The organism is Vibrio sp. SCSIO 43135 (genome assembly GCF_023716665.1).
GTDB lineage: Bacteria > Pseudomonadota > Gammaproteobacteria > Enterobacterales > Vibrionaceae > Vibrio > Vibrio paucivorans.
In genome coordinates this window covers 1,414,945-1,428,739 of sequence record NZ_CP071860.1, presented here as the reverse complement: position 1 = coordinate 1,428,739, position 13,795 = coordinate 1,414,945, and the positions used below count along the sequence as shown (strand labels likewise).

9 protein-coding genes are annotated in these 13,795 nt (G+C 46.0%); all 9 read left to right on the top strand.

All coding sequences use genetic code 11. The features are described from left to right. Positions 1-2 precede the first annotated feature (2 nt). Genes tssJ through J4N42_RS20915 form a run of 9 tightly spaced genes read left to right on the top strand, consistent with a single transcriptional unit; the run spans position 3 to position 13,765 of the window. Positions 3-482 carry a type VI secretion system lipoprotein TssJ gene (gene tssJ / locus J4N42_RS20955; RefSeq protein WP_390903531.1) on the top strand — a complete coding sequence of 160 codons (480 nt, stop codon included), beginning with the start codon at positions 3-5 and terminating at the stop codon, positions 480-482. A gap of 4 nt (positions 483-486) precedes the next feature. Further along, complete coding sequence (gene tssK, locus J4N42_RS20950; protein WP_252031990.1) at positions 487-1,821, top strand: type VI secretion system baseplate subunit TssK; 1,335 nt, start codon at positions 487-489, stop codon at positions 1,819-1,821. Between the two features lie 2 nt (positions 1,822-1,823). Beyond that, the gene (gene icmH, locus J4N42_RS20945) at positions 1,824-2,597 is read left to right on the top strand and encodes a type IVB secretion system protein IcmH/DotU (RefSeq protein WP_252031988.1); all 774 of its coding nucleotides are present in this window, start codon (positions 1,824-1,826) and stop codon (positions 2,595-2,597) included. 27 nt (positions 2,598-2,624) lie between these two features. Next, positions 2,625-5,240 carry a type VI secretion system ATPase TssH gene (tssH, locus tag J4N42_RS20940; protein WP_252031986.1) on the top strand — a complete coding sequence of 872 codons (2,616 nt, stop codon included), beginning with the start codon at positions 2,625-2,627 and terminating at the stop codon, positions 5,238-5,240. A gap of 2 nt (positions 5,241-5,242) precedes the next feature. Then, positions 5,243-6,826: a sigma-54 interaction domain-containing protein gene (locus J4N42_RS20935; protein WP_252031984.1), complete on the top strand. Its 1,584-nt coding sequence runs from the start codon at positions 5,243-5,245 to the stop codon at positions 6,824-6,826. Then, on the top strand, positions 6,823-7,485 hold the full coding sequence (gene vasI, locus J4N42_RS20930) for a type VI secretion system-associated protein VasI (protein ID WP_252031982.1): 663 nt from the start codon (positions 6,823-6,825) through the stop codon (positions 7,483-7,485). The genes J4N42_RS20935 and vasI overlap by 4 nt, the downstream gene beginning before the upstream one ends. A gap of 7 nt (positions 7,486-7,492) precedes the next feature. Next, the gene (gene tssA, locus J4N42_RS20925; protein ID WP_252031981.1) at positions 7,493-8,917 is read left to right on the top strand and encodes a type VI secretion system protein TssA; all 1,425 of its coding nucleotides are present in this window, start codon (positions 7,493-7,495) and stop codon (positions 8,915-8,917) included. A gap of 4 nt (positions 8,918-8,921) precedes the next feature. Further along, on the top strand, positions 8,922-12,467 hold the full coding sequence (gene tssM / locus J4N42_RS20920) for a type VI secretion system membrane subunit TssM (protein ID WP_252031979.1): 3,546 nt from the start codon (positions 8,922-8,924) through the stop codon (positions 12,465-12,467). A 50-nt stretch (positions 12,468-12,517) separates the two neighbouring features. After that, positions 12,518-13,765, top strand: coding sequence for a type VI secretion system ImpA family N-terminal domain-containing protein (locus tag J4N42_RS20915; RefSeq protein ID WP_252031977.1), 1,248 nt, complete (start codon positions 12,518-12,520; stop codon positions 13,763-13,765). The last annotated feature ends 30 nt before the right edge of the window (positions 13,766-13,795 follow it).

The following is a 13,795-nucleotide window of genomic DNA, read 5'->3' as shown; positions in this document are numbered from 1 at the left end:
TTGTGAAGTGGTATGGACTTTTTCTGGCGACGTTATTGGTCCTCGTGGGCTGCAGCAGTTCTTCAGAGCAATACAACCCTAGCGAACAGCCGACGAAAGTCACTTTTAGCATTTTGAGTGACGAAGGCACCAACCCTAATTTATGGGGGGAGGCAGCCCCTATTGAGGTCCAAGTCTTTGAGTTGAAAGATGACTCAATGTTTATGTCGGCGGACTATGACCAAATCAAAGCCGATTACAGGAAAGCGCTCAAGAGTAACTTTGTTGAAATCTATGACTATGTGATCACTCCAGGTCAGTTCAAGTTCGTTAATGCTTTCGAGATTGACGAAGACACCAGATACATCGGTGTCATGGCCCATTTCTCCGAGCCAGAACTGAGTGAGTGGAAAAAGGCAGTCAAAGTACTGAACAAAGGACGTGAGTATCACCTGCTTATGTATTTTAAAGACTACGACGTGAAACTCGAACGAGTGGAGTAATTTAATGTTTGCCCGAAATCGTGTTATTTGGAATGAAGGCTTGTTTATCAAACCGCAACATTTCCAGCAGCAACAGAGATATTTTGAATATCACGTGGATGAGCGCATTCGTTCAGCCAACAAATACCTATATGGCGTTTCAGAGCTATCACTTAACCCTGAATATTTGTCATTTGGTCGTATTGCCATAGAGCGAGCTGTCGGCATCATGCCAGACGGCACTGTTTTTCGAATTCCTCAGGAAGATACTCTGCCTGAGGCAATTGAAATTGATGATGCTTCACTGGCTAACCAGTTGGTCTACCTAGCGATTCCTTTGCGCAGCGAGTCCCTACTTGAGGTTGATTGGCCTGAGGAACGTGGGACAGGGCGCTATCAGTCTCGTCGACAGGAAGTGCGTGATGTCCATACTATGCAAGGGGATATGACGACCATTGATGTCTCTCCTGTCCGCATGCAATTAATGCTTGAGAGAGAAGACCGCAGTTCATATGCCTCCATTGCTATCGCGCGTATTTTGGAAAAACGACCAGATGGTAGCGTGGTGTTAGACCCGGACTTTATCCCTTGTAATCTAGATGTCACATGTCATGCGCCGCTTCATCGCTTTGTGAATGAAATATCTGGACTAATGCGTGAAAGAGCGAAGAACATTGCTCAACGTCTTGGTTCACCGAATCAGGGTGGAGTCGCTGATGTATCAGATTTCATGCTACTTCAAGCACTGAATAAACTTCAGCCGCAAATGCATCATTTAGCTGAGTTACGTTCTCTTCACCCTGAGCGCTTATTTGAGTCTTTAGCAGGCGTAAGCGGTGAGCTTGCCACCTTTACGGATGAAAGTCGTTTGCCTCCGAGCATTCCTAGCTACAACCACGATATGCCAACTGAAACATTCTGGCCGTTAATTCGTTATTTGCGTCAGAGTTTAAGCATTGTGCTCGAGCCTCGAGCAGTGGCTATTCAGCTTGATAAACGTAAATACGGCTTGATGGTTGCTCCGTTACAAGACCCGCAGTTACTAGGTAGCGCCGAGTTCATTGTGGCGGTTAAGGCGAAGATGCCTCTCGAAGAAATCAAGCGCCTGTTTAGCCAGCAAACTAAGGTGTCATCGGTCGAGAAAATCCGTGACCTTATATCGCTTCAGCTCCCAGGTATTCCACTAACGCCATTACCTGTGGCTCCGAGGCAGCTGCCTTACCATGCGGGTTACACCTATTACCAGTTAGACAAAACCAGCGCTGCGTGGAATGCACTCGAGAACTCTAGTGGTTTTGCGTTCCACATCGCGGGTGTGTTTGAAGATCTTGAACTGCAGTTCTGGGCTGTAAGGAGTTAATCATGGATGTGACACAATCTAACAATAAATTCAACGAGCTACTGTTCGATAACGTTGAACAGATCAATCACGATCAAGACTACTGGTTCCAGCTCAGAGGCTTTAACGATAACCCGTTAATCGATGCTTCCACGCCGTTATTTGGTTTGGCTTTACGCGTACGCTCTTTAGTTGAGTGTGACAATATCGACTCGATTTACAAGCAGACGGTCGAAGAGATCAAAGCCATTGAAATAGAACTCACCGAGCAAGGCCATGAACACGCAGTGCTAATGGCTTACCGATATGTACTTTGTGCATTTCTCGATGAGTCGGTGATGGGAACGCCTTGGGGGGCGTCTAGCGTTTGGGCCGAGCACTCAATGTTGTCTCGCTTCCACGATGAAACGTGGGGAGGCGAGAAAGTGTTCACCATCCTAGGACGGTTAGAAAATGAGCCGACCCGTTACCGGGTACTGCTGGAATTCATCTATCGCTGTTTAACGCTTGGCTTTGAAGGCAAATATCGAGTAATGGAAAACGGTAGCAGTGAGCGAGAAAAAGTCGTTAAAAAATTATACGAACTGCTGAATGGCCTGGAGGAACGTCAGCCTCAAGAGCTTACCAAAGCGACGGAACATGTTGTGAAGTCTAAGTACAAACTCAGTACACAAATTCCCGTTTGGTCAATATTGGTTGGCTTTGTCGTTGTTTGGGTAGGTGTGTTTTTAGGCTACTCCTACCTACTTCACAACAAATCGTCAGACGTCATTAACCAACTCAATCAAATACTCTAATAATAACAACAAGGCTAGGTGATCAAAATGATCCGTATTGAATTACCAACACTTATTTCTAAGCTCAACGAACAAAGTAAATTGGCCCTTGAGCAAGCTGCGTCTCTATGCATCGAGAGACAGCACAGTGAAGTTACCATTGAACATTTCTTATCGATTTTGATAGAGAATCCACTGTCTGACGTGCGCGCGATTTTAAAAGCGGCCAATGTTGAGGTGGAATTGGTTAACCAAGCGATTGTTGAAAGCTTCTCGCGTGAACAAGCATTGGAGTCTTACCCTGCATTTTCTCCTCTATTGGTCGAGTTGCTTCAGGAAGCGTGGCTGCTTTCTACCACTGAACTGTCTCAAACAGAGCTTCGCTCTGGCGCTATATTCCTAGCCGCACTGGCTCGTAAAGATCGCTATCTGTCTTTCGCCCTTATTGGTCAGCTTGACTCGATCAACACTGAAACTCTGCGCAAAGAATTTGATCTTATTGTTAAAGATTCTGCGGAAACGGCAGTTGTTCACGAAGCTTCAGCTCACAAAGGGTTAGCGGTTGAAGACAGCAGTGTACTTGGAAAGTACTGCACTAATGTAACTGAACAAGCTCGAAATAACGCGTTAGACCCTGTTTTATGTCGTGAAAATGAAATCAACCTGATGATCGACATTCTGTGCCGTCGTCGTAAGAACAACCCAATTGTAGTTGGCGATGCTGGCGTGGGCAAAAGCGCGATGATTGAAGGGCTTGCCCTGCGCGTGGTTGCGGGTAACGTACCAACGATGCTCAAAGATGTTGAGCTACTATCTCTTGACCTTGGCTTGCTTCAAGCGGGAGCTTCGGTGAAAGGAGAGTTCGAAAAGCGCCTCAAAGGGATCATCGACGCCATCAAGCAATCGGCGAAGCCAATCATTTTATTCATTGACGAAGCACACACCTTGATCGGTTCTGGAAACCAAGAAGGTGGCAGTGACGCTGCTAACTTGCTCAAACCGGCGCTTGCCCGTGGTGAGTTGAGCACAGTCGCTGCAACAACATGGAAGGAATACAAAAAATACTTTGAAAAAGACCCAGCACTGACTCGTCGTTTTCAACTGGTTAAGCTCGATGAGCCGAGTATTGACCAAGCGGTGGATATTTTACGTGGCCTGAATGGTGTTTATGAGCAATCTCATAATGTTTTGATCAGCGATGATGCGTTAAGAGCGGCGGCTGAACTTTCCGCTCGTTATATCTCAGGGCGACAGCTACCAGACAAAGCCATTGACGTTCTGGATACCGCATGTGCGCGCATTGCGATAAATATGACAACGCCACCGAAGCGTTTAGCATTTTTGGAGTCAGCCTGCCATCAGCGTCAGCTTGAGATTGATATGCTTCAACGCGCTAAATACATCGGCCAAGAAATTGATATTGAGCGCCTAGCTTCACTTCAGGAGAAAGAAGCGCAAGACGAGCTTGAGCGTGACGCTTTAATGGCGAGTTGGGGGATGCAAAAAGAGGCTGTTGAACAGATTCTTGAGCTTCGCCGTCAGCTATCAGAATTAAGCGACCTTGAAGATCTGGAGCCAGAACAGCGCGACCAAATAGCTGCGTTGACGCAAGAAATCAAACAGCAGTATCAACTTCTTGATGAAATCCCGCACAACGAATTACTTATTCATCCACAAGTTGATGCGATGCAAGTCGCGGAAGTCATCGCTGATTGGACTGGCGTGCCCGTTGACCAAATGAATAGTGATGAGCTGGAAAAGATCACTAATCTCACCAGCATTCTAGGTGAAGCGATTAAGGGGCAGGACACCGCAATTGCAACCATTCACCGCCACCTACTGACTGCGCGAGCTGATCTTCGTCGTCCTGGACGACCAAAAGGTGCATTTTTACTCGTTGGACCGAGTGGTGTCGGTAAAACAGAAACCGTTGTTCAACTCGCTCAGCAGTTATATGGCGGTAAGCAATTCCTCACGACTATCAATATGTCCGAGTACCAAGAAAAGCATACTGTTTCTCGCTTAATTGGTTCTCCTCCTGGTTATGTTGGCTACGGTGAAGGCGGCGTGTTAACAGAAGCGATTCGTAAAATGCCGTATTCAGTGGTGTTGCTCGACGAAGTAGAAAAAGCACACCCAGAAGTGTTGAATATTTTCTACCAAGCATTTGATAAAGGGGAGCTTGCTGACGGTGAAGGACGCTTGATTGACTGCCAAAATGTGGTGTTCTTCCTGACTTCTAACCTTGGTTTCCAGACGATTGTTGACCACGCTGATACCCCAGAGCGCCTTGAAGATGCTTTGTACCCAGAGCTTGCAGCTTTCTTTAAACCTGCACTGCTAGCGCGTATGGAAACTGTGCCTTATCTACCTCTGAACAAAGAGGTGTTGGAGCAAATCGTGAAAGGTAAGCTAAGCCGCTTAGAAAGCCTGTTCAAACAGCGATATGGCGCTGAGGTAGATATCGAGCCGAGCTTGATTGAAGAAATCTTAACTCGCGCAACACGTTCCGAAAATGGTGCTCGTATGCTGGAAGCGATTATTGAAGGCCAATTGCTTCCGCCAGTTTCTCTTGCTCTGCTTAACAAGTTAGCGTCGAAAGAGGACGTGCAACGTATCTCTCTCAAAGCGAGCGAAGGTGAATTCATTGGAGAGGTAGTGTAACGATGAGTGATTGGCTAATGTCAGCCACGGAGCTTGTCAGCCAACGTCGACCAGATGTTTTAGCAGCAAGCTTCGTCGAGACAATAAAACGTAATTTACGACTCGATGAATGCATGCTGCTGGTGCCTAATCAGGATGGTCGCATGCTGGAGCCATGTGGTAGTGAAAAATCCTATTCTTGGTCAGTATCTGATTTTGATGCGCCGTTTGCTCATGTGCTGCAATCGGCTCAATCAATGCTATTAACCTCTGATGAACTGGTATTTTGGCGCTCGAACCGCGCGTTCGGACAACTGACTTCTAGTGTGGGTATGTTTGGGCATGTACTGATCCAGCCACTGCCATTGGGAGTCAGTCGAGTACAGTCGATATTGCTAGCGATTGGCGATACCTCTGAACTAGAAAACTTGTTTGCTGATCCAACTTTCATCAAGTATGTAGACGTTTTCTCCAACCAGTGGTCACTTCTAAACGAAATGGTCAAAGAAGAACGTGCCAAAATCGATTTATCTGAATCTTTGACTAATTACACGCGCGATACTGAGCGACAAAATAAGTGCAACCAGTTGAGCCGCACCCTTCTGGGCGAAAGCAATGCAATGGTTGCTCTGCGAGAGCAAGTAGTCAGCGCTGCGTCATCACAACTTTCTGTCATGATCCAAGGGGAAACCGGCACGGGGAAAGAGCTAGTCGCTCAAGCTGTACATGACTTCTCTACCCGCGCAAATGCACCATTTATTGCTATTAACTGTGCGGCCATCCCCGACAACCTACTCGAAAGTGAGCTGTTTGGTTATAGCAAAGGTGCATTTTCGGGAGCAGATAGCGATAAGCAAGGTCTTATTGCTCAAGCTGATGGCGGAACTTTATTCTTAGACGAAATTGGGGATATGCCACTTTCATTGCAGGCAAAGTTGTTGCGTGTGCTGGAATCGAAATCATTTAGGCCTGTAGGTAGCAAGCAAGAACAAAGCTCAGATTTTCGCCTCGTTTCTGCAACTCACGTGAACCTGATTGAGCAAGTACGTACTAAAGCCTTTAGACAAGATCTTTACTACCGGTTATATCAGTACCCGCTCACGCTGCCTACTTTGAAGCAGCGGGTAGAAGATATCGAACTGCTGAGTCAGCACTTCGTGAAACATTACAATGTCCACCACAATACCCAAATTCGTGGTGTTCACTACAAAGCGATTGATTGCCTCAACAAGCACTCTTTCCCTGGCAATGTGAGAGAGCTTAAACACTTAATTGAGTTTGGCTGTGCCCAGACTCAAGACAATACTCAGGTTGAAGCCGATTGCTTTACTCACCGATTGCATTGTGCTGCCAGTATTCCATCAAGTGTTTCACCCATCAGCCATGTCAGCGATGTTGTTCAAGGTGGAGAAGTCATGGCTACGCCTGTTCGTGACTTCAGCGAAATTAATGATTTGAAGCAAGCCGTTAAGGATTATGAGTACCAAATTATTCATGCTCGTTTAAGTCATTACTCAGGAGATAGGGCTAAAGCTGCAAAAAGTCTGGGTATGCCAAAGCGCACTCTGGCTTACAAATGTTTGAAGCTGGAGATCGAAGCGTCATGAAGACAAGCCTTGGAAATACGCTAGGTATAGGCTTGCTGGCTTTCTCTAGCAGCTTGGCTTATGCCACTGATATTGAACTTGTGGCCGAGGCGAAACAGTGCACCGCGATAGATGAGCGTTTAGAGCGATTAGCTTGCTTTGATGAGTTGTTTGATACGCCGGTTCCAATGGCTGAGTCATCGAGTTTTAGTGGTGTGCCGGTTTCTTGGACTCGAGCGATGAACAGTGAAGCTTTGCGTACTAAGAATACGCATACAGCTCAGGTTAATACTAAGGGAGAAGGTAAAGGCAGTAACGCATGGCTGACTTTACCTGCGATCAATCAACCTAAAAGCGATAGCGAACTTGAGTACCCAACCCTTCAAATGAGCTGTATCGACAATATTAGTCGGGTGGAAGTCATCTTACCCAGCGAGCTAGAAGATGGCCGAGTGACTATCTCCGTTGTTGGAAGTGCCGTTCAGCACTGGCGCAGTGATGAAACAGGGCTAGTATTTTCCTCGGGAAGAGGGCTGCCAGCGATAGAAATGATGAGGGCAATGGCACGGCTAGATAAACTGGTGCTTCGTTCGAACTCTGCGGAGCTCGATGGATTGGAATTCGAGTCTCAACAACTTAACCAGTCTTTGTCTGCTTTAAAACAACGCTGTGGGTGGTGAGTTTAAAATGGAAATAACTCAATACCGTGATTGCATTGTTGTGCCTATCGAAGGGGAAAGCGCGATTGGACATCGACTGATAGATGACTCCTTATTCGACTTCATTGAAGATCAAATGATGAAAGTGGGTTCGCTATCCCATGCATCGGTTCAATGGGATGAAGTCGAGCACAGCGCGTTAAAACTGCTGAAAGAAAAAAGCAAAGACCTGAAGCTTGTTGTGTACTTGCTGCAATGTCTGCATAACCGATTATCAACTGAGCGCTTCATCACCTCAGTGTGGGTGCTGGCGGATTTTATGTCGCACTACTGGGAAGAGTGTTACCCCGCGCCAGGCAAGCGTGGTGCGCTTCCACGTCGCAAGTTCTTTAGCCAAATCATTCAACGATTTTCGGCAGTGAGCGAAAAGGTGGACTTTAACCTGTTTGATGCTCAAGCGGTTGATGAGTTGATGGAGGCATTAGATAAGCTCGATCAATCGGTATCTTCCTTAGGCTTAGGCTCGGATGCAGTGGAGATCACTATAGTAAAAATCAAAGGTGAGCTTAAACGGGCGCAAGAACGCAAACAACAAGAACAAAAGGCGGTGATACCGAACTCATCGTCATCAGTTGCGAGCAATACTATCGAGCCAGCCCCTGTTGCCATTGATAACTCCAGTGAAAAGTCCAGCAAACAAACGCTACTCAAAGTGGCCGATTTTTTGTTTGAACAAGATGCAGGTCAAGAGCTTTCACTGCGGGTACGTCGTTACGCAGTCTGGTCGTCTGTGACGTCGGCTCCGGATCACTCACCGTCTGGAGAGACGCTTCTTCGTTCTATGTCTCAAGAGCGGATTAAGGAATATCAAGACCAGATGCGCTCACCTGATTTAGCGTTATGGCGGAAAGTAGAAAACAGTTTGGCGATATCGCCTTTTTGGTTTGAAGGCCAACTTATGAGCTACCGCATCGCTGAATACCTCGGAAAACCAGCATGGTGTGAAGCGATATGGAGTGAAACACATAAATTCATTGATCGATTACCGTCGCTCATTGACTTGAAATTCAAAGATGGTGAGCCGTTTGTTAGCGAAGACGTAAAACAGTGGTTACAAGCGGGGCCTGCTAGCAATTCCTCGAGTAGTCAAACCGTGTCGGGTGATTGGAACGAAAAACGTGAAGAAGCGTTCACTCTTGCTAAAGAAGGCGGAATCGCGGTGGCACTTTCGATGCTTAACGACGGATTAGTCGCAGCAACGGAGCCAAGGGACCGATTCTATTGGCGCTTACTATCGGCAGATTTGCTCAAAGCCCACAGCTTAGATGCGATGGCACAAGAGCATTATCAAACACTGCATAAACAAATCAAAGCAATGGCGGTTACCGATTGGGAACCTTCATTAGTAGAACAATTAGAAAACTTCACAACGTCAGTGAAATCAAAGGACTAAGTTCATGTGGAAATATATTGTTGGGCTATTTAAGCAGCTAAAACCCGGCTTCATTAGTGCATTGCCACTACTGCTTTTTAGCCTTGTTATTCTCATCAATGTCGCGATTTGGTGGGCAGGGCCGTGGCTGGTTGTTAAGGAGCAGCAACCCTTGGCTTCCGTTCTCCATAGAGCGATAGCGAGCGGACTATTTTCTTTGGCTGCATTGGCTTTGTGGGGCCTATTGCAATGGCGTACGTTAGTGGGTTATCGCGAAGAGCAGCAGCATCAAGAGCGTCTAAAGCAAGACCCGATAAAATTACTTGAAGAACGACAAGAATCAGAGCTGAACCAAGTAATGGTCAGTATGAAAGAAAGTATCAACAAGCGTAACTATCTGTATGCATTGCCATGGTACTTAGTTCTCGGCTTAGAGAATGCAGGAAAGACCAGTTTGATTAATCGTTCGGGTCAAAACTTTGCGTTTTCATCGGTGATGCGTGCGACTGGTAAAAAGAGTGAGAACCCATATTCATTCGATTGGTGGGTTGGGGATGATTCGGTACTGATTGATCCTGATGGTGAACTACTGACTCAAGGTAATAAAAGTGAAGACAACGATGGTGAAATGGAGCGACGCTTGTGGCTACATTTTGTTGATTGGCTAGATAGAACGCGCAGCCGCCGTCCACTGAATGGTATTGTATTGGCTGTTGACGTATCACATTTGGCAACGTGTACGGAATCAGAACGTAAGGCTTATGCAAGCTTGTTGCGTGCGCGCTTGCGCGAGTTGATGGAAACACTTTCTACACGCTTACCGGTTTATATTGCTCTCACCAAACTGGATTTGATGTATGGTTTTGAGCCTTTCTTTAAACACTACTCTAAAGCGCAGCGCGATGAAGTGCTGGGCTTTACGTTCTCACTTGATTCGGTTGATGACCTCGATAACTGGTTGAAGGAATTTACCACCGACTATGGCCAGTTCGTCGAGCGCATTAATAATGTTCTACCGCATGCATTAGCCGATACGGTATCACTAGAAGAACGTAATGCTTTGTATAGCTTTACACGCCAGATGGCAGGGCTAAAAGATATTCTTCATCGTTTCTTTGAAGATGCGTTATCGAGCGATCAATTCTCTACTTCAGCGCTGGTACGTGGTACTTACTTCACCTCTGTTTATCAGCAGGGTGTACCCACTAACGCGTTTGATGATGCGGCTTCTCGTCGATACGGCTTGTCGCATGCGATTAATACTGCACAAAACGCCAAGAACTCTACCGTCTACTTCACGTCAAAATTATTTGGTCAAATCATCTATCCGGAAGCGGGGCTAGCGTCAGACAATTTTCGTGTGACTAGGCAAAAACGCAGAATTATGGCTTTAACCGCCTTGGTAGGCTCGATTGCGACTGTGCTGCTGTTTGGGACTTGGCATCGTTACTACCTGTCAAACAGTCAGCAAGCAGATGCCGTGTTAGCGAAGGTAAACGAATACCAGCAGGAGTTCGCATCCAGTTCGAACACGATGTCTCAGAAGGAAGTGTTAGAGCCGTTAAACAAAATCCGTGAAGCGACACTGGAGTTTGGCTTCTTCCGTGATAAACCAAAGTACATATCGGATTTTGGGCTGTATCAAGGGCACACTATTGGGCCTATGGTGGAAGAAACTTACTTGAACTTGCTTCAGACTCGTTTCTTGCCCCTGCTGATGGCCGACGTTGTCGTTGATCTGAACAATGCCAAAACCGATGAAGAGAAATTGTCGATACTTCGTGTTTATCGAATGATGGTAGATAAGAGCGGCCGCTATGAAGATTATGTGCTCGACTACTTTGGCAAGTATTGGCAACGTAATTTTTCTGGTCAGCGATACGTTCAAGAGCAGTTACTTGGCCATTTAGACTATGCGATGAAGCATACTGACTTGGCAAAAGACCGTGCACAAGGCGATCCGCTGGCTGAAGACGTAATGAAGCCATACGACACCATTATTGCCAATGTTCAACAACAGCTTGGTTTCATGCCAAATGACCAGCGTGTTTATCGTAACCTGAAGCTCAACGCGCAAACAATCTTGGGACCATCAATCAACATTCGCAACCTTGTGGGCCCTGTGTTCGATGTTGTATTTCAGGAGCGCGTAACAGATAGCCAAGCACTATTTATTCCTCAGATGCTGACTAAGCAAGGTTTTGAGAACTATTTCATGCCAAAGTCGGAATCCGTCTCTGAGCTTGCACTCATTGATAGTTGGGTATTGGGGCAATCTCAATCGGCGAAATTCAGTGAAGCGGACAAGCAAGCGTTGCGCAGGAAGATTCGCGATCTATACGTGGCGGATTACACCAAAACATGGCGTGCAGCGCTGAATGAGATTGATGTGAAATACTTTGCGGATATCAACGAAGCGGTAGCGGTATTAGAAAACCTAACCGGTAACGTTGAGCCGATGCAGAGGTTACTAAGAACACTTCGCTCCAACACAGAACTGTTCGATAACTTGCCTAAAGAAGAGCTAGCGAAGTCAGAGATTGCAAAGTCACCGAAATACAAAGTGGCCTCGATGATTGATACGCCATTCTCTGAACTCAATTCAATGCTCACGCCCGTTGGAGACAAGCCAGCGTATTTCAATGAAGTATTGGGAGCAGTCGAAGAGTTACAAAATTACCTAAGTGCTATCCAAAACGCTCCCGATGTAGGTACAGCTGCTCTGGATGCGACCAAAGCAAGAGTGAAATTACAAAATGCCGACCCAATTTACACTTTGAAGCGCATTGCCTCTGGTTTGCCTAAGCCACTCGACAGCATGATCAATAAGTTGGCTGACGAAAGTTGGTATGTCGTTAAGCAAGAGGCGATTAAACACCTAGAGGTTCGTTGGTATTCGGATGTGTATAGCGTATATGAAGAAAAACTCTCTAACCGTTATCCGTTTAAGTCAGGTTCAAGAAAGGATGCAGCACTGCGTGACTTTGAAGCCTTCTTCGCGCCTAACGGTACATTAGACAGCTTTTATACCAATCAACTACAAATGTTCATCGAGGAGAATATTTCAGTAGGCGATGCGGACAGCAATCAATCGATTATCCGACAAGAAGTGTTAGACCAACTCAGCCAAGCGAAAAAGATCCAACAAGCATTCTTCAACCGAAAAGGTATTTTGGATGTGAACTTCTCTATGGAACCTCTGCGCTTGAGTACGAATAAGCGCCGTAGTGTGCTCAATATTGACGGTCAGTATCTGGCTTATAGCCATGGTCCGAGAGAGAGTGTTGAGTTGGTGTGGCCAAACACGTTGCGAGAGTCTGCGGTATCCAAAGTGACACTGGTTCCGACTAAGAGCAATATGTCGCCACGCAGCATCAATATCCAAGGGCCTTGGGCATTCTTTAGGTTGCTTGATTCTAGTGATGTTATTGCAGCGAGCCCAACTTCTGTGGACTTCAAGTTCTCGGTCGACAATGGAGACATGATTTATCGCCTCAACTCTGAAGCAGACATTAACCCGTTTACTCAGAGGCTATTTAAGTCTTTCAAATTGTCTAAAACGCTTTATTAACCTATAACGTAGCAGGGATCCTCCCTGCTACATTTTTTGGAATGAAGTATATGTCCAATGTTATTTACCTCGACGGTAGACCCTTTCATCTGGTTGTCAGTTCAGAACTGGTACGCTCGCAAGACAGCTACCAAAAAGTCCGTTCACAGATCAACCGCCTAAACTCGCCACTAACGGGCTCAACAGATTGGAAACTCGTCAAAGATGAGTGTGAGAACTTAGCGCATAGCCACGGTCTCGACCTGATGATGTGTGGTTATTACGCCATTGCATCAATGAAAGTGCAGGGGCTTGCAGGTTTTGCTAACGGTATGGAACTCATGGCGACGGTGGTTTCGGTTGAAAGCCAATTTGATAGCAAAGCTGCTAAGGCTCAGAAAGAGCTGATTGATTGGGTAGTTTCAAAAGCATTAGTCGAGCTCAAAACGTTGAAACCCAACTATGAGGTACTGAGGGAGCTGTACCGATGTGAGCAAAGCTGCTCTAGGTTGCACGATACTTTACAAGTTGTGCAGTCAAGTCATCTTCCCAATCTAGAAGCTCTTGGCTTTGTCATCTTTGAGCATATTGATCGGCTTGAAACGCTGTCTCACTCAAATGTTCAGCACCACACTGAACAAAGTACAGAAGAAACGAAAAGTAAGAAAAAGGCGTTCTATTTTGGTACTGCAGTTGGTGTGGTTCTAGCTGTCATCACAATGATTATCCCTAAGTTTTTGCCTGCTCCAGAGGTCAATTACTATGTTGACCAAACGGTAGCAACTCTCAAAGAGCAGGGCCAAGTTGAAGTGTTTAAGAGCGCATTTGATGACAATCAGCGTCAGGACATTCGACCGCAAGTCGTTCCTTTGTATGCTTCTTCTGTCACTGAAAACTTGCAGCAACCTTTCTATGAATACAAGGCTGAAGCACAGGCATTCGCAAGCGCATTGAAGTCTCTTTATCCGGAAGACCAAGAAGTTAAGGAACTATACGACCAGGTTCAACATGCCAAGTTGTCGGCGCTTGAAAGTAATCAGCGCTATATGGAGCGTTTTAGTCAAATTCGAACTCAAATGGCTAATTTGTCGCTTCTAGCGCAGAAAGGGAAACTGAGAGAACTGCAATCAAAAACCAAATCAATGGAAGACTTCGCAGTCAGCCTATCTCCAATATATGGCAGGGCGGTATATGTTGATGATTTGATAGAGCAAGGGCAGATCAGTGAAGCTCAGCGTGAACTTGATATCTTAAAGCAGCGCTTAGAAAATTTGACTTGGAAAGTGCTTGATACCGAGTTGTTGCTCAAAGATAAATGAGGTTTATTGTTTTGTGCGGTTTGATATTCA